19 protein-coding genes and 1 tRNA gene are annotated in these 15,770 nt (G+C 49.6%); 2 read left to right on the top strand and 18 right to left on the bottom strand.

Translation table 11 applies throughout. The features are described 5' to 3' along the window. Positions 1-670: 670 nt before the first annotated feature. From HOM51_12595 to HOM51_12560, 8 genes are all read right to left on the bottom strand, one after another. Positions 671-747, bottom strand: a tRNA-Pro gene (locus HOM51_12595). A gap of 83 nt (positions 748-830) precedes the next feature. Then, the gene (locus HOM51_12590; protein MBT5035347.1) at positions 831-1,280 is read right to left on the bottom strand and encodes a MerR family transcriptional regulator; all 450 of its coding nucleotides are present in this window, start codon (positions 1,278-1,280) and stop codon (positions 831-833) included. 2 nt (positions 1,281-1,282) lie between these two features. Beyond that, positions 1,283-1,591 (bottom strand): integration host factor subunit alpha, encoded by a 309-nt coding sequence (locus HOM51_12585; GenBank protein ID MBT5035346.1) that lies wholly within the window; start codon positions 1,589-1,591, stop codon positions 1,283-1,285. A 193-nt stretch (positions 1,592-1,784) separates the two neighbouring features. After that, positions 1,785-2,780, bottom strand: a complete 996-nt coding sequence (locus HOM51_12580) for a ketoacyl-ACP synthase III (GenBank protein ID MBT5035345.1) — start codon at positions 2,778-2,780, stop codon at positions 1,785-1,787. Beyond that, a complete protein-coding gene (gene plsX, locus HOM51_12575; protein MBT5035344.1) occupies positions 2,780-3,829 on the bottom strand; it encodes a phosphate acyltransferase PlsX in 1,050 nt (349 codons plus the stop codon). Before plsX ends, HOM51_12580 begins: the two co-directional genes overlap by 1 nt. A gap of 49 nt (positions 3,830-3,878) precedes the next feature. After that, a complete protein-coding gene (gene rpmF, locus HOM51_12570; protein ID MBT5035343.1) occupies positions 3,879-4,064 on the bottom strand; it encodes a 50S ribosomal protein L32 in 186 nt (61 codons plus the stop codon). A 121-nt stretch (positions 4,065-4,185) separates the two neighbouring features. Continuing rightward, positions 4,186-4,746 (bottom strand): DUF177 domain-containing protein, encoded by a 561-nt coding sequence (locus tag HOM51_12565; GenBank protein ID MBT5035342.1) that lies wholly within the window; start codon positions 4,744-4,746, stop codon positions 4,186-4,188. Further along, a complete protein-coding gene (locus HOM51_12560) occupies positions 4,739-5,296 on the bottom strand; it encodes a hypothetical protein (GenBank protein ID MBT5035341.1) in 558 nt (185 codons plus the stop codon). The genes HOM51_12565 and HOM51_12560 overlap by 8 nt, the downstream gene beginning before the upstream one ends. Before the next feature lie 180 nt (positions 5,297-5,476). On the opposite strand from HOM51_12560, the gene HOM51_12555 reads away from it, so the two are divergent. Further along, the gene (locus HOM51_12555) at positions 5,477-5,950 is read left to right on the top strand and encodes an outer membrane protein assembly factor BamE (protein MBT5035340.1); all 474 of its coding nucleotides are present in this window, start codon (positions 5,477-5,479) and stop codon (positions 5,948-5,950) included. A gap of 89 nt (positions 5,951-6,039) precedes the next feature. Here the strand turns inward: HOM51_12555 and HOM51_12550 are convergent, their stop codons facing one another. From HOM51_12550 to rpiB, 10 genes are all read right to left on the bottom strand, one after another. Next, positions 6,040-8,139, bottom strand: a complete 2,100-nt coding sequence (locus tag HOM51_12550) for a sodium-translocating pyrophosphatase (protein ID MBT5035339.1) — start codon at positions 8,137-8,139, stop codon at positions 6,040-6,042. 274 nt (positions 8,140-8,413) lie between these two features. Beyond that, positions 8,414-8,872: a hypothetical protein gene (locus tag HOM51_12545; GenBank protein MBT5035338.1), complete on the bottom strand. Its 459-nt coding sequence runs from the start codon at positions 8,870-8,872 to the stop codon at positions 8,414-8,416. A gap of 77 nt (positions 8,873-8,949) precedes the next feature. Further along, positions 8,950-9,945 (bottom strand): thiamine-phosphate kinase, encoded by a 996-nt coding sequence (thiL, locus tag HOM51_12540; GenBank protein MBT5035337.1) that lies wholly within the window; start codon positions 9,943-9,945, stop codon positions 8,950-8,952. Continuing rightward, positions 9,932-10,432: a transcription antitermination factor NusB gene (gene nusB, locus HOM51_12535; GenBank protein ID MBT5035336.1), complete on the bottom strand. Its 501-nt coding sequence runs from the start codon at positions 10,430-10,432 to the stop codon at positions 9,932-9,934. The genes thiL and nusB overlap by 14 nt, the downstream gene beginning before the upstream one ends. 5 nt (positions 10,433-10,437) lie before the next feature. Further along, positions 10,438-10,875: a 6,7-dimethyl-8-ribityllumazine synthase gene (locus tag HOM51_12530; GenBank protein ID MBT5035335.1), complete on the bottom strand. Its 438-nt coding sequence runs from the start codon at positions 10,873-10,875 to the stop codon at positions 10,438-10,440. Position 10,876: 1 nt separating this feature from the next. Beyond that, positions 10,877-11,998 (bottom strand): 3,4-dihydroxy-2-butanone-4-phosphate synthase, encoded by a 1,122-nt coding sequence (ribB, locus tag HOM51_12525; protein ID MBT5035334.1) that lies wholly within the window; start codon positions 11,996-11,998, stop codon positions 10,877-10,879. A gap of 16 nt (positions 11,999-12,014) precedes the next feature. Further along, the gene (locus HOM51_12520; GenBank protein MBT5035333.1) at positions 12,015-12,599 is read right to left on the bottom strand and encodes a riboflavin synthase; all 585 of its coding nucleotides are present in this window, start codon (positions 12,597-12,599) and stop codon (positions 12,015-12,017) included. 24 nt (positions 12,600-12,623) lie between these two features. Then, on the bottom strand, positions 12,624-13,082 hold the full coding sequence (gene nrdR / locus HOM51_12515; GenBank protein MBT5035332.1) for a transcriptional repressor NrdR: 459 nt from the start codon (positions 13,080-13,082) through the stop codon (positions 12,624-12,626). 42 nt (positions 13,083-13,124) lie between these two features. Then, the gene (locus HOM51_12510; GenBank protein MBT5035331.1) at positions 13,125-14,435 is read right to left on the bottom strand and encodes a serine hydroxymethyltransferase; all 1,311 of its coding nucleotides are present in this window, start codon (positions 14,433-14,435) and stop codon (positions 13,125-13,127) included. Between the two features lie 19 nt (positions 14,436-14,454). After that, positions 14,455-14,898 (bottom strand): ribose 5-phosphate isomerase B, encoded by a 444-nt coding sequence (gene rpiB / locus HOM51_12505; GenBank protein MBT5035330.1) that lies wholly within the window; start codon positions 14,896-14,898, stop codon positions 14,455-14,457. A 353-nt stretch (positions 14,899-15,251) separates the two neighbouring features. On the opposite strand from rpiB, the gene HOM51_12500 reads away from it, so the two are divergent. After that, the gene (locus tag HOM51_12500) at positions 15,252-15,671 is read left to right on the top strand and encodes a MucR family transcriptional regulator (GenBank protein ID MBT5035329.1); all 420 of its coding nucleotides are present in this window, start codon (positions 15,252-15,254) and stop codon (positions 15,669-15,671) included. Positions 15,672-15,770: the final 99 nt, after the last annotated feature.

The following is a 15,770-nucleotide window of genomic DNA, read 5'->3' as shown; positions in this document are numbered from 1 at the left end:
GAGAAAGGCGATCACAGTCTTGGTTGGCCTGAACGGCTTAACCATATTAAACTGATAAAAAATGGCGCACAGGCATATTGCTTTATGTGCATTGCTGAGGACCCCACCGCTTCTCAACGAAAGGTGGCGGACTTTGATAGCAAACAATGTTGGGTCGGTGGCGATCTAATTAAGCGTGACAGGGATAATTGGTTGGAGTTGATTGATAGGGTGAAAATACGAGCATTAAGTTCAGATTTGGGTAAAGCCCAATAGGCTTCGTACGGTCATTTTCAGACCAAATCACCAACCCCAAATGACTTCCGCATTACCCTCTATAAGCGGACGTTCCCACCCCCACACACATAGGCCCACGACCATCAATCCCCCGAACCGTCCATGCTCGGCCTAATACGTCCGCAGAAAAATTTTATAATTTTTCCCGAGATCGTTTTCATTTTTGTGAAAATTTTGCTCTGAGACAGACGAAAACTCAATGTAAGGCAGATGATATAGTGGATGCCTGTGAAGGGGGGTGGGGGGTGTCTGAATGCGGTTGGGTTGGGGCGGTATAGGACCCGGTAGGATTGTGTAATCGATAACGTCCTATTTTATCGCGTCTATTGCTTACCTATTGCTTACCCAGATAAATCAAAGGGTCAGCCAATTACGGCTAACCCCTTGATATTGTTGGTCGGAGCGAAAGGATTTGAACCTTCGACCCCTACACCCCCAGTGTAGTGCGCTACCAGACTGCGCCACGCTCCGTTAGAACAAGCAAAGATGCTTGATGAATGGGCGCAATATAAACCTGCTATGATTGTGGTGCAACGGCCCAAACGGGCTAAATATCAAGACGTCTTCAAGACTGTGCGAAGATCTTCTAACTCATTCAAAACTGCACGAAGTTCCGTTCGTGCACTGTTGCCTAATGCGTCTGCTTGCGGAGCGTCGGGTGTCTGAGCATTAGCTTGAGAGGCTTGGCCTAGTGCTGAGACCTTGCCGCCGCTTTCACGGAATAATTTTTGCACCCCTTTGATGGTGTATCCGTCGTTATAAAGCAGATCACGAATTTGTCTGAGCAGGGTCACATCTTCTGGGCGATAGTAGCGCCTGCCGCCACCCCGTTTGAGCGGCCGAACATTTTGAAATTTTGTTTCCCAAAACCGAAGGACGTGCTGAGGCAGTTCTAATTCACCAGCGACTTCACTGATGGTACGAAAGGCAGATGCCGACTTCCCGTTGCGGCGAGGCTGAGGCGTGGTCGAAGCCGTGGTTTCTGGCGCGGGGGCCGGTTCCATACTCAGTCTCCCGGACGCCGGGTTTCATTAATTTGCGATTTTAAAACCTGAGAGGGGCGAAAGACGAGAACCTTACGTGGCATAATAGGAACTTCTTCGCCGGTTTTTGGATTACGGCCAATTCGCTGGCCTTTTTGGCGGACAGAAAAGCTGCCGAACGATGATATTTTTACCGATTCACCTTTGGCCAACGCTTCCGAAACGTAATCCAGAACTGATTCTAAAAGTTCCGCTGATTCATTTCTAGAGAGCCCGACCTCTTGATATACAGCTTCCCCAAGCTGTGCGCGGGTAATCGTATTAGAGTCCATTTAGCCGTCCTCCCCGTGCTTCCCCAGTATTACCACTGACAATTTTTAGTATCAGGAAATAACTGGCGGATTATTAAGTTTTATCTGTCGAAGGACAAAGCCTATCGCCACGGAAGAAATCCGTCAATATCAAAGAGATACCAGAAGTTCCTAATAACGCAGAATTATTGAATTGAACGTAGAAATCGCTGAATTACCAGCGGACGAGACCGGCACCCCAGGTTAACCCACCGCCCATAGCTTCCATCAGCAACAGATCGCCTTCTTTAATGCGCCCGTCTTTGACGGCCTCATCCAGCGCCAGAGGGATAGATGCCGCCGATGTATTCGCGTGATGGTCTACAGTAACCACCACTTGGTCAGGAGATAAATTCAGTTTTTTAGCCGTGCTGGCTAAAATTCGTTGGTTGGCCTGATGCGGGACCAGCCAATCCAAATCTTCTTGAGTGAGGTTGTTGGCTTCTAATGTCTCTGTCACAACGTCGGTTAGATTTTTAACCGCGTGGCGAAATACTTCCTTACCCGACATGCGGACCTTGCCGACGTTGGTTGTGCTAGAGGCCCCGCCATCGACATAGAGTATATCTGAATATCTGCCATCGGAATGAAGGTGGGTCGATAAAATCCCTTTGGCCTGAGTGTAAACTGGATCCCCTGGGTTTGGTGCATTGTCCGTGTTGGCGCGCAAGACAACTGCCCCCGCCCCATCGCCAAACAGCACACAGGTTGTACGATCTTCCCAGTCTAGAATTCTTGAGAAGGCCTCGGCCCCAATGAGCAGGATATTTTTTGCATTTCCAGCTTTGATAAATGAGTCCGCAGTCGATAATCCAAAAATAAAGCCTGAACAAACCGCCTGAACATCAAATGCGGCCCCCGTCGTCATACCCAGTTTAGCCTGCACCTTTGTCGCGGTGGCTGGGAAGGTGTTATCCGGCGTTGTCGTCGCGACAATGACCAAATCTAGATCAGATGCTTCCATTCCAGCGTGCTCTAGGGCTTTAAGCCCTGCCTTATAAGCCAGGTCGGAGGTCTTTTCATTATCGGCTGCGATGTGGCGTTGTTGAATACCGGTGCGGGTGACAATCCACTCGTCCGTTGTATCAACCGTCGTCGCAAGTTCACTATTGGTTACGATGCGTTCCGGTAAGTAGGATCCACATCCGATAATTTCGGAACGTATGGTCATTATCCAGAAGCTGCCCGTAATTCTTTTTCTGTATGTTCACTGAGATGGGCAAAGTCTTCTTTGATCGCGTCATTAAGTCCATCGGAAATCATTTCCACGGCAACCTTAATCGCGTGAGAAAATCCATAAGCGTCAGTTCCGCCATGGCTTTTAACACAAATTCCATTGAGCCCTAGGAACATCGCACCGTTATATCGGCTGGGATTAAATTGGAATTTCAATTTTTTAAGGGCAAAACTGGCAAGAATGGCACCGATCCGAGACAACAAAGAACTCATCAAGGCCTGACGAAGGTAAAAGCCCACCATTTTGATGGTTCCTTCCGCCGTTTTTAGCGCGACGTTACCCGTAAACCCGTCGGTAACGACGACATCAACCGTGCCGATGGGAATATCATTTCCCTCAATGAAGCCATAAAATTTAACCGGCAAGTCAGTATTTTCTAAGATGGCTGCAGCTTTTTTAACCGCTTCGTTGCCTTTAAGGCCTTCTGCGCCAACGTTTAGAATCCCGATTGAGGGTTCCACTATACCCAGCACGTTGCGTGAGAAAACTTCGCCCATAACGGCAAACTGAACCAGGTTATCCGCGTCGCACTCGATATTCGCACCTAGGTCGAGCATAACGGTGTCGCCGTTTCGGGTTGGAAAATACCCGGCGATTGCCGGGCGCTTAATTCCCGGAAGTGTCTTCAACACAAACTTGGCAATGGCCATTAAGGCCCCTGTATTGCCAGCGGACACAACGCCGTCTGCTTCGCCATCGTGCACGGCATTGATTGCCAGGCGCATGCTGGATTGGCGTGCAGAGCGCAAGGCCACCGCCGGCTTCATGTCATTATCAACCACATCAGTCGTATGGCGCACTTGGCAACGCTCGCGGACGCGCGGAAACTCTTCCAATAACGGTGTTATCTGCGCTTCGTCACCGAACAGCAGATAGTCAACGTTAGGAAGTTCCTTAAGGACAAGATTAACTCCTTCCACGACAATTCGTGGTGAGTTATCTCCTCCCATAGCATCCAGAGACAGCGTCAAACGCTCCGACAAAGGGGGTGTCCTTGTGTCTGTGATTGAAATCGTCGTTTAAGCCGCGCCGCTAAGCCGCATCTTCGGCTTTGACGACTTCACGGTCATTATAGTTACCACAAGCATTACACACATGGTGCGGACGTTTCAATTCCCCACAATTTGCGCATTCTTCATAAACCCCAGAAGGCAACCGATCATGGGCACGGCGCATGTTTCTTTTGGATTTCGTAATTTTACTTTTTGGAACAGCCATAATTTCTACTCTTGATTGGAAATACCCTGCTCTAGGGCGGCAGAACTCATACCCAATAAACAGCCAAGGAGCAAGCAGGTAATACCAAGTCTCACTAATAAGCACCCATTGAGACTTGGTATCAGGTGTTATCTTCCAGTTTACCCTTAAGTTTTTCAAGAACGGCGAACGGGTGCGGCTTATTAGCCGCTATATCATCGGAATTATCCATGTCTTTCGGCGATTCGAATTTGGCATCTGGGCTACGCGGAAACGGATCAAGTGCCAAAGCTAATTGCTCAGTGACAAATTCCCCAACGTCAATGATTCCGTCAATGATGGGGTCTGGAGGATCTTCGTCTTCAGCCCAAATCTCAACATCATCATCTTGAGAAGATCGTGAATCGTTGCCAAATCGGACTTTTGCTGTGGTGTGCAAATCATTTTTGATCGGACCAAGAGTGACCACGCAGGTTTGGGTGACCTGTGCCGTGACATCTGCGTCGACCAAAATTTTACGGCCTTTGGATTCGGGTTTTATGCGAACTTCCGCATTCAGGGAGTTAATCGCAGGAATACTGAGCCGTTTGGCCAGTGCATGACGCTCGCTTTTGTTGGCCGAAATTTTAAGGAATGTCCCAGTTTCGCTCAGTCTATCAACAGGGATCGGATGGCTAAATTCGGGTTGAGAGCCATCAATCATCGGGGGGGCCCTCCAATGGTGCCTCTAATTTGATAAACCCGGGATCGCCACCGGTTAAAGCGGCGAGAGGTTGTTGCTCAACGGCCGCCGATTGATTTCGGAAATACGTAGCTAATTGGGACACTTCCTCAGCCGAGGGGGCAGCCTGACGATAAACGTTACGGCTGAGCGCCGCCATCAAGGTGGTGTTATCTCCCTCCAACCCCTCGTCATAGGCTGCTACGCGACCATAGAAGCTCCGTGCCAGCTTCTTGACCCGAGTACCGACGCCAATGTCACCGATCCCCATCTCACGAAAATTGCGATCAAAATCTGCAAACATTGCATCGAATACAGCCTGTCCAAGATCGACCATGGGTGCCCCTTCTCTTTTGAGGCGTCGAAGGACAAGAAACACGTGAAGACTGATCATATCAAAGCGGCCTTCTAACGTATCTGGCACGCTAAGGTCGGTGTAAAATACCGGCAACCGAGCCTGATTAACGGCCGTTGTATAGAGTTTGAAGGCGGTCTGTTTTACACGTCGGTTTTTAAACAATCCGTCAAACATGACTTTGGGTGTCCTGGAAAGGTCTCTGGATTACGCCATCACGGCGCATTCGGATCATTGACAATTTTTTGTACCGGGTGCAACTTCCGTGAATTGACGGAGAGAGCCGATGAAACAAACGGTTTCCCCCCATTTAATTGCTGCTGCAGCTTAGCAGTGAAACTTCGAATGGCAATGCACATGTCGCACCTTTTACGATACGAGTCGATTTCCAAGTCTGTTCTTCGCCACGCCCTGATTGGTGTTGTCGCCGTTGGGATTCTGACCGCCTGCTCTGGTCGAATCGCTGTCCGTGGAAACGTTCCAGATCCTGAGCGGCTGGTTGAAATTCAACCGGGTGAAATTTCTCGCGGCGAAGTACGTGACGCATTAGGATCTCCGTCAACTGTTGGCAACTATGAAAAAAAAGAGACTTGGGTCTACTTTAGCGAAAAAACCGAAACCTACGCTTTTTTGGAACCAAAGGTTATTGATCGTAAGGTTGTAATTATTCAATTCGATGCGAAAGGCGTGGTTAGCAAAGTTCGGACCATAGGTATGAACGAGTCGGCGGAAGTTGATCCCGTTGGTCGTAAGACACCAAGTGCAGGGGCTGAATTGACCGTAATTGATCAAATCATCGCAAACTTCCAAAAAATGTTGCCGCCTGAATAAAGTGGCTCTCCGTTAAAAAACTATGTCCCAGACAAACAAACGCCCCGAAGTCGAAACTCCGGGGCGTTGTTGTATTTGCAGTATTGAACTTAGGCGCCGGCGATAATTGCCAACATCAAGATTGCAACGATGTTGATGATCTTGATCATCGGGTTTACCGCAGGGCCAGCCGTGTCCTTATAAGGATCACCGACCGTGTCACCGGTAATAGCCGCATGGTGAGCGTCTGAGCCTTTGCCACCGTGGTTACCGTCTTCGATGTATTTCTTGGCGTTATCCCAAGCACCACCGCCGGAGGTCATCGACAGAGCCACAAACAAGCCTGTCACGATGGTTCCCAGTAACATGGCACCCAAGGAAGCAAATGCAGCCGCTTGACCTGCAATCATATTGATTGCCGCGTACATCACTACCGGTGCCAAAACAGGCAACATCGACGGAACAATCATTTCTTTAATCGCTGTCTTGGTCAGGAGATCGACGCACTTTGCATAGTCAGGCTTGTTTGTGCCTTCCATGATGCCCGGGATTTCTTTGAACTGGCGGCGAACTTCAACCACCACTTGGCCACCTGCACGCCCCACAGCCATCATGCCCATGGAACCGAACAGGAACGGCAACATGCCGCCGATGAACAAGCCAACGACAATGAAGGGGTCCTGAAGCAAGAACTCGACTTTTAAGTTCGGGAAGTAGTGCTTCAAATCCTCAGTGTAAGCAGCAAACAAAACCAAGGCTGCCAAACCTGCTGAGCCAATGGCATACCCTTTGGTCACAGCCTTTGTGGTGTTACCTACGGCGTCCAGTGTGTCAGTTGTCTTACGGACATCTTCCGGCAGGCCTGCCATTTCAGCAATTCCACCGGCGTTATCCGTCACAGGGCCGAAGGCATCCAACGCAACAACAAATCCAGCCAAGGCCAGCATGGTCGTTGCAGCAATCGACAAGCCGTAAAGACCCGCACTCACGTAGGAAACTAGGATACCCGCACAAATGACCAGAACCGGCATTGCGGTTGCTTCCATGGAAACCGCCAGACCTTGAATTACATTGGTCCCGTGTCCCGTCGTTGAAGCTTGGGCAACGCTTTTGACTGGGCGGTGTTCGGTACCGGTATAATACTCGGTGATCCAGATGATCAGTGCTGTAACTACTAGTCCCGTAACGGCACAAACGTAAAGCTGCATTCCGGTGATGTTGCCGCTGCTTGTTTTCAGCACCGTGTCAAAACCGATGACCCAATCCGTAACCAAAGCAACAAGGCCAACAGAAATAATCGCGCAAACGAGGAAGCCTTTATAAAGGGCACCCATCACACTGTTGTTCGCGCCTAATTTTACAAAGAACGTGCCGATGATAGACGAAACGATACATGCCGCACCAATAACAAGCGGGAAGATCATCGTCGCTTCTTGTTGAGCACCAGTGAAGAATATGGCCCCCAACAACATGGTTGCGACCACGGTAACCGCATAGGTCTCAAACAAATCCGCTGCCATGCCCGCACAGTCGCCAACGTTATCACCAACGTTATCAGCGATGGTAGCAGGGTTGCGTGGGTCGTCTTCCGGGATACCGGCTTCGATTTTACCGACCAAATCACCACCGACGTCTGCGCCTTTGGTAAAGATACCGCCACCTAATCGAGCGAAGATGGAAATAAGTGAGGAACCAAATCCAAGAGCAACCAGTGCTTCAAGAATATGACGAAGGCCAGCGGCGCTGTTTGGATCAAATGTTTGACGTAGCGCAATGTAGTACCCGGTAACGCCAAGAAGAGCCAAGCCAACAACAAGAAGGCCGGTCACGGCGCCTGATTTAAATGCGACATCCAAACCACCTTGCAGACCTTCTGTTTGAGCCGCTGCTGCGGTGCGCACGTTCGCACGTACAGAGACGTTCATCCCAACATACCCCGCAGCACCGGAAAGAATACCACCGATGAAGTAGCCGATTGCCACCGACATCCCGAGGGTCATACCCAGGAGAATACCGATAACAACACCGACCATCGCGATGGTGCTGTACTGACGGTTGAGGTATGCCTTGGCACCTTCTTGAATGGCCAAGGCAATTTCTTGCATTTTTTCATTTCCAGCGGGGGCATCCACCACCGACTTGGTTGCGAAAGCCCCGTAAACGAGCGCTATGACACCACAAGCAATGGTGAATAATTCCATATCTGACATTTGAGATTGATCCCTTGTACGTTGGGGCGTGTCGACACCGACAATCCGGCTGTCGTTAAGCAAATGCCCCGAGGTCCTAAAGTTTTGAATTAGCTGCCGGGGAAAATGCCAGACAGAACCTGTGAAGGCAATAGCCCATGTGCTGGTTTTAGATTATTTCCATAACAACCCGAACGGGAATGCCGCAATAGATAAACCCATTTAAATTCAGTTGGTTAACTCAAATAATTAAGGGAATAACAAAAAATAACGGAACCTGAGAGGGCCGATCACTTTAATTATTTGTGACGGACTGGACTAAAACGCCTGTAATTACCCCCGGTTTTGTTGACCGACTGGCGATCAATTCCAACCGTTGCTTTACAATTGCCACATCCAATTCTTTTTTATTACGGAATAAACGCGGGATGAATGCATGTAAGTCACGGATGAAGATATCACTCAACTTGGGTTTTAATTTCAGCAACATTTGCTTGTTATCGTATCCATAAGTTTCCAGTTGAACGACAATTCGATACGTGACAACGACCTTATCCTGAGCAATTACCGGTATAAGAATCGGCTTCATTTCTACATATTTAGGAGGCTCATCCGGATTGGCGACGGGTGCTTTCGGATCTACAGCGGCCGATTCCTCCGGCGCGAAGGGGCCGATTTCAAGAAACTTGAGAGCGCTGATCGCTCCTCCGGCAATCATCATGACGAGTACGACAGCAATTATGAGTTTCTGCATTATTTCCTATCCCAAGGAAGTATCCAATTTATTGCATTATCCAGAGATGATGCGACCCTGAAAAGACCTAGTATCAATTAAAAGTGCTGAAATCCGTTATGTAGAAGAAGAATTGCCTCTCCTCTCTCGTCATTAATCACAACATCTTCTCCGGTTTCAGGAACTATTGAGCCGATTCGGGTCACCGGAATGCCAATTTCTTCTGAGATATTATTTAGTTTTTCTGCAACGGATGGTGCGGCCGTGAATATCAACTCATAGTCATCGCCGCCTCCCAGAATTTGTTGAATATGCTGGGTGTCTAGGCTCAAAACCGACTTGGCAGCGTCGGAAAGCGGAACCAAATGAGATTGGATAACGGCTGAAACTCTGGACGGTTGGCAAATTTGGCCCAAATCGGCCGCCAGTCCATCTGATACATCGGCTACTGCATGAGCCAGGCCAAATAGTCTCTCGCCTAAATTCCCCCGAGACCGCGGGTAATGATAGCGATCCAACAGAAAATCAGCCTCACTTTTTGAAAGCTGGGTTAATTTATCAAGCGCGACCAAAAGTCCCAAAGCGCCGTCGCCAATTGTCCCGGACACATAGACATCATCTCCCACTTCGGCCCCATTTCGCCGCAGGGCTTCGCCTTTTAAAACGGTGCCCATCGCCGTAAGCGTAAGGGTTAATGGCCCTGGCGTGGTGACGGTGTCTCCGCCAACAAGGGTGATGCCATATGTATCCTGATCACGACCTAATGAAGCACTAAAGGCACCTAACCAGTCGCTAGATATAACGTCGGTGAGCGCCAAAGATAACGTATAGCTGTGCGGTGTCGCCCCCATGGCAGCTAGGTCCGATAAGCTGACACGCAGCAACTTAGCCGCGACCGCGTCGGCCGGTGTTTTCTCAAAGAAATGAACCCCAGCAACAATGGTGTCCGTTGTGGCTACCAATTCCCGGCCCTGTTCGATCGGCAGGACTGCGGCATCGTCGGTCAGACCGAAAGCGCCGGCTTCCGATTCGGCGAGAGGTGCGAAATAGGTACGAATTAGATCAAATTCTGTCGGTCGGTCACTCTGTGTCATCGGGCGCGGTTCCCCCCGCTGCCATTTCCTTTGTGCGCAGTTCCTGCGCCAACTTATCAAGTACGCCGTTGATTAACTTCGGTTCATTTTCAGCAAAAAAGGCATTCGCTACGTTCATGTATTCATTAATTACCACTCGTGCCGGCACAAATTTACAATTTTGAAGCTCGTAGGCCCCTAATTGTAAGATCAACTTCACCAAAGTTTCCACCCGGTCCATGCTATGAGCAGGAGAAAGAATGGGTTCTAGCAGTTGATTGAGTTCTTCTGTCGTGTCCCAGATTCCAGCAACCAGCTTGCTTAGATATTCCTCATCAACTGGGGCCAACTCGCCATCTTCTTCAATATCGGCGACGGGTGGCTTCCAACGGTCGAGTAGGAACTCTTTTAAAACCTGGTTCGGGCCTACGCCGGAGACATCCATTTCATAGAGAAGCTGCACCGCAACAAGACGTGAAGAACTTCGGTTGGGGGCATCATCCGACATACCCCCTACCCTCTGAACCGAGATTTAAGATCAACCATTCGAAGACATGCTTCGGCCGCATCTCGGCCCTTGTTGCCTTGATTTACGTCGGCTCTGGCAAGGGCTTGATCCATATTCTCACAGGTCAAAATTCCAAATCCAATCGCCAGTCCCGTCTGAACTGAAAGATTCATTAAGGCGCGGCTCGCTTCTCGGCAGATATGGTCGTAATGGTCGGTCTCGCCCCGGATCACGCAGCCCAGGGCGACAAACCCAGAAAAGTTTTCGCGAGACTTTGCGGCCAAGGCGATGGCCGCGGGAACTTCAAAAACACCAGGGACAGAAATCCGATCCCAGGCATATCCTTCGTCTTTTAGCGCATCTGCTGCACCTGATACCAAATGGTCGGTGATATCCTGATAATACGGCGAATCAACAATCAGAATTTTGGAGGTTTCCGCCATGCTATTTTTTTTCCGTTGGAATGGAACGCTGATCAATAACACTCAGGCCATAGCCGTCTAACCCAACGATGGTTCTTTTAATGTTAGACAGTAAAATCATCTCCTTAACGCCAAGGTCCAACAATATCTGCGCGCCAACCCCATAATCGCGGAGATCTGACGGGCGCTTACCACCATTATCAATGCTCGCCTGGACTCTGTCAGACAAGTTTGTCGGTGACGGTTCACGCAGCAGAACAATGACGCCGCAGCCTTCTTCATCAATCATCTTCATGGCGGTGTGGAGTTCGTCGGCCCGGTGGGAACCGCTTTCGCCTAGGATATCCGGCAGAATGTTCACCCCATGCATCCGTACAAGGGTTGGGTTTCCACCGTTTCCGACATCTCCTTTAACCAGGGCGATGTGTTCGGCATAAGGGCTCTCGTTGACGTAAACGTACATTTTGAAGGTACCGCCATAGACACTGTCGAACTCAGTTTCCAACTTCCGTTCGACCACCCGATCATGACGTAAGCGATAGGCGATCAGATCGGCGATGGTGGCGATTTTAAGTCCGTGCAATTGTGCAAAGGCGACCAAATCCGGCATCCGCGCCATGGTGCCATCTTCGTTCATGATTTCGCAGATCACACCCGTTGGGTTTAGCCCCGCCAGCCTTGAGATATCAATCGCAGCTTCCGTGTGACCGGCGCGTACCAGGACACCGCCATCCCGAGCTGCCAAGGGAAACACGTGCCCCGGCGTCACGATATCATCAATCCCTTTATCAGGATCAATCGCGACAGAGATCGTTCGTGCCCGATCCGATGCTGAAATTCCGGTGGAAACACCCTCGCGTGCTTCGATGGAAACGGTGAACGCTGTTTGGTGACGGGATTCGTTGGCTCTGGCCATCAGAGGCAGATTTAATTCTTCGACCCGCTTATTATCCAAAGACAAACAAATCAATCCGCGGCCATATTTAGCCATGAAATTGATCGCGTCGGGTGTCGCCATTTGACCCGGAATTACGAGGTCGCCTTCGTTTTCACGTTCCTCATCATCGACGAGGATGAACATGCGGCCGTTTCGGGCGTCTTCTATAATGTCTTCGATGGACGAGAGTTGATCCTTATACGGCACCCGGCGATCCTTTTATTCATTTTTCAAGTTGGCGCGCAACATACCTGGAGAGCATATCTATTTCCAGGTTTACATTGTCGCCCGTGCCAAGCCCACCTAGCGTCGTTACTTGTTGGGTGTGAGGAATTACGTTCACATCGAATTCTGCGTCACGCACGTCGTTGACGGTTAACGAAACCCCATCAACTGTTATCGAACCTTTTTCAGCGATAAATCGCTTCAACGGGTCAGGTGCTTTAAATGAGATACGCTGTGACTCGCCATCTTCCGTAACAGATAACACCTCTCCAACTCCATCGATATGGCCAGACACGATATGCCCCCCCAGTTCATCACCCATTTTTAGGGCTCGTTCCAAGTTAACCCGTGTCCCCTCGGCCCATGCGCCAAGCACTGTTTTGGCGAGGCTTTCACCTGAGACCTGAACCGCAAACCAGTCCTGGCCTTTCTCAATCACTGTCAGGCAACAGCCTGAGCAACAGATAGAGGCCCCCATTTCTATGGAATCGGTGTTATACGTCGTCAATATTTCCAGCCGCATATCGCCGCCATCGACAACGGTGCGTACGGTACCTAGATCAGAAATTATTCCTGTAAACATAATTTGCCATTAGGGCAGATTGGTTCAATCTTCATCGCCGTCCAGCTTACCCACGAACTCACCAAAATCTTTGGCTTCACGGAAGTTACGATAAACCGAGGCAAAGCGGACATAGGCAACCTGATCAAGATCGGCCAGTTGATCCATAATCATTTCCCCGACGACGCGGGTGGCAATTTCACTTTCACCCAAGGTTTCCAGACGTCGCTGGATGCTGTTGACGATCCGTTCAATTCGGTCTTCATCTACGGGGCGTTTGCGAAGCGCGATACTCAACGAGCGCGCGACTTTATCTCGATCAAAGGGGACCTTCTCGCCATTACTCTTAACCACGGTCAGTTCACGCAGTTGTACCCGTTCGAACGTGGTAAATCTGGACCCGCACGCCAAGCAGAACCGCCGCCGCCGAATGGCCGAATTATCTTCGGTCGGGCGCGAATCTTTAACCTGAGTATCGTCGTGGTGACAAAAAGGACAGCGCATATTTAAATTCCCCCGTTTTTGGCAGCGCGCATTCTATTTACCTCATAAATCTTGATAAATAGGAAAGGAACTACAGAGTTCCGCAACCTTAGCCTTCGCAGCATTCTCAGCCGCAGAATTATCTTCAGGATTATCCGCCAATCCATCTAACACCTCAGAAATCAGTTCCCCGACCCGTTGGAATTCAGCAGGCCCGAAACCTCGGGTGGTCGCCGCTGGTGTGCCGAGACGAATGCCTGACGTCACCATTGGTTTTTCCGGGTCAAATGGAATGCCGTTTTTGTTGCATGTCATGGACGCCCGTTCGAGGCTCTGTTCCGCGTCCCGTCCGGTCAGGCCCTTAGGCCGAAGATCGACCAGCATCAAGTGGGTATCGGTTCCGCCTGAAACGATATCAAAGCCTTTTTCAAGTAACGTTCCAGCCAGAACCTTTGCGTTTTCAGCAACGTTTGCGGCGTACGTTTTAAATTCAGGAGTTAGTGCTTCGCCTAACGCCACAGCCTTGGCAGCGATGACATGCATCAATGGCCCACCCTGAAGCCCCGGAAATACCGCTGAATTTATTTTCTTGGCCAGCCCCTCATCATTTGTAAGCACCATGCCACCCCGCGGACCGCGCAAGGTTTTGTGGGTTGTTGTCGTTGTGATGTCGGCAATGGGGACAGGTGATGGATGAACGCCAGCAGCGACAAGTCCGGCGAAATGCGCCATGTCGACGAGAAGCATCGCGCCGACCTCATCGGCAATTTTGCGGAAACGAGCAAATTCAATAACTCTTGGATAAGCCGACCCACCGGCGATGATCAGCGATGGATTATATTCCTTAGCAATGCTTTCAACTTCGTCGAAATCTATCTGGCCATCTTGCCGACGGACCCCGTACTGAACCGCATTAAACCACTTGCCAGACTGAGCCGGCGGCGCGCCGTGGGTCAAATGTCCACCAGCCGCGAGGGACATCCCCATGATCGTATCACCAGGCTTCACCACCGCCATCATGGCGGCACCATTGGCTTGAGCGCCTGAATGGGGCTGAACGTTTGCGTACTCACAACAGAACAGCTTTTTTGCCCGGTCAATAGCAATTTCTTCTGCGATATCAACGAATTTGCAGCCGCCATAATAACGCCGACCAGGGTACCCTTCGGCGTATTTATTGGTCAGCACTGTTCCTTGAGCTTCCAACACAGCCCTGGATACGATGTTTTCAGACGCGATGAGTTCGATCTGGTCTTGCTGGCGACCGAGTTCTTTGCCCACCGCAGCGGCTAATTCTGGATCAGCTTGGCTTAGGGATGCTTCAAAAAAACCATTGTGATGTTCGGTCGGGTACTCAATCTTCGCCACAGTCATTTATTGTGATTCCTCAAGGTTAACTGGGATTTGATAGCTTATCGACACGGCGCGCATGACGTCCGCCTTCGAATTCGGTGGAAAGAAAAATGTTTAAACAATCGAGCGCCAGCTCTGGCCCGATCATGCGTCCGCCAAAACAAATAACATTGGCATCGTTATGCTGCCGACTGAGCTTTGCCCCCAACGCATCATGAACAAGCGCTGCACGCACATCAGTATAGCGATTGGCCGAAATGCTGATGCCAATCCCGCTGCCGCAAATCAACACGCCCTTTGAAACTTTTCCATCCCGAATGGCTTCAGCGAGTTTAAACCCGAAATCAGGATAGTCGACGGACTCCGGTCCATCGGTACCAAGGTCGAGCACTTGGTACCCTTTATCTTCAAGGGTACCCCGTAACAACAATTTCAGCTCGTATCCCCCGTGATCACACGCAATGGCAATTGTTTCGGTTGGCATAAGTATCAGCAACTATAATGAATTACGGGTCCCAAACCCCTAGGGCTAGGAGTAAGTACCATATATCGCGCCTTTATGCCAACAGGGCACAACCTATCGCCACCACTTTTTTTTGAGTACTTAGCCAGCTACCGGTATGCATCAAATTTCCAAGTTAGTATAATAATCATTGCATATTTTTTTTTATTCGCCAGATTATTAAGTATACAAACAAGTTTAAAAGCTGATTTTGATTTACCAGGTGATTTTTTTTTATTCGAATGACAAATTATCGATTTTCTTCTCGCGTTTAATATTCTGAGAGGAATAAATAATACTTTGCCGATTAAAATTTTGTTGCTTGGAGAAATGAGATGGGACTTAAACCGGAAAAATCGGCTGAGATAGATCCTGGTGATGTCTTGCGACTATCGACTGAGATTGTTTCGTCGTATGTATCGAAAAATCAGGTCGCTCGTGAGGACCTAAAAGATCTTATTCTGAATGTCGTACAGGCTCTTACAAGCGTGGCTGGCGGTTCCACTGTTGATGTTAGGTCTACGCAGCCCCCACCTGTTTCGATTCGGAAATCAGTAACTCCCGATTACATCATTTGCCTGGAGGACGGGAAAAAGCTGAAAATGTTGAAACGCCATTTAAGAACCTATTTTAATCTAACGCCGGAAGCCTACCGAGCAAAATGGGGGTTATCACCCGATTACCCAATGGTCGCCCCCAACTACGCCAAGAAGCGATCTCAATTCGCTAAAAATTCTAAGTTGGGTAAAAAATAACGCTGGGTCATTATCAAGTTTGGCGGCGCTTTTCTCTATCTTTCCAAATGACGTAGGCCAGTTTTCGGGCTGCCATTTTCTTCAAGGCGCTAACACTGT

The sequence above is a fragment of the Rhodospirillaceae bacterium genome (assembly GCA_018660465.1).
Classification (GTDB): Bacteria; Pseudomonadota; Alphaproteobacteria; order Rhodospirillales; family JABJKH01; genus JABJKH01.
The sequence above is the reverse complement of the archived record's forward strand: the minus strand, read 5'-3'. Positions and strand labels throughout refer to the sequence as shown.

Coding starts and splice junctions, on each gene's coding strand:
- HOM51_12590 (MBT5035347.1), bottom strand. CDS start 1,280: ATGGAACCGGCCCCCGCGCCAGAAACCACGGCTTCGACCACGCCTCAG.
- HOM51_12585 (MBT5035346.1), bottom strand. CDS start 1,591: ATGGACTCTAATACGATTACCCGCGCACAGCTTGGGGAAGCTGTATAT.
- HOM51_12580 (MBT5035345.1), bottom strand. CDS start 2,780: ATGACCATACGTTCCGAAATTATCGGATGTGGATCCTACTTACCGGAA.
- rpmF (MBT5035343.1), bottom strand. CDS start 4,064: ATGGCTGTTCCAAAAAGTAAAATTACGAAATCCAAAAGAAACATGCGC.
- HOM51_12565 (MBT5035342.1), bottom strand. CDS start 4,746: ATGATTGATGGCTCTCAACCCGAATTTAGCCATCCGATCCCTGTTGAT.
- HOM51_12560 (MBT5035341.1), bottom strand. CDS start 5,296: ATGTTTGACGGATTGTTTAAAAACCGACGTGTAAAACAGACCGCCTTC.
- HOM51_12555 (MBT5035340.1), top strand. CDS start 5,477: ATGTCGCACCTTTTACGATACGAGTCGATTTCCAAGTCTGTTCTTCGC.
- HOM51_12550 (MBT5035339.1), bottom strand. CDS start 8,139: ATGTCAGATATGGAATTATTCACCATTGCTTGTGGTGTCATAGCGCTC.
- HOM51_12545 (MBT5035338.1), bottom strand. CDS start 8,872: ATGCAGAAACTCATAATTGCTGTCGTACTCGTCATGATGATTGCCGGA.
- thiL (MBT5035337.1), bottom strand. CDS start 9,945: ATGACACAGAGTGACCGACCGACAGAATTTGATCTAATTCGTACCTAT.
- nusB (MBT5035336.1), bottom strand. CDS start 10,432: ATGTCGGATGATGCCCCCAACCGAAGTTCTTCACGTCTTGTTGCGGTG.
- HOM51_12530 (MBT5035335.1), bottom strand. CDS start 10,875: ATGGCGGAAACCTCCAAAATTCTGATTGTTGATTCGCCGTATTATCAG.
- HOM51_12520 (MBT5035333.1), bottom strand. CDS start 12,599: ATGTTTACAGGAATAATTTCTGATCTAGGTACCGTACGCACCGTTGTC.
- nrdR (MBT5035332.1), bottom strand. CDS start 13,082: ATGCGCTGTCCTTTTTGTCACCACGACGATACTCAGGTTAAAGATTCG.
- HOM51_12510 (MBT5035331.1), bottom strand. CDS start 14,435: ATGACTGTGGCGAAGATTGAGTACCCGACCGAACATCACAATGGTTTT.
- rpiB (MBT5035330.1), bottom strand. CDS start 14,898: ATGCCAACCGAAACAATTGCCATTGCGTGTGATCACGGGGGATACGAG.
- HOM51_12500 (MBT5035329.1), top strand. CDS start 15,252: ATGGGACTTAAACCGGAAAAATCGGCTGAGATAGATCCTGGTGATGTC.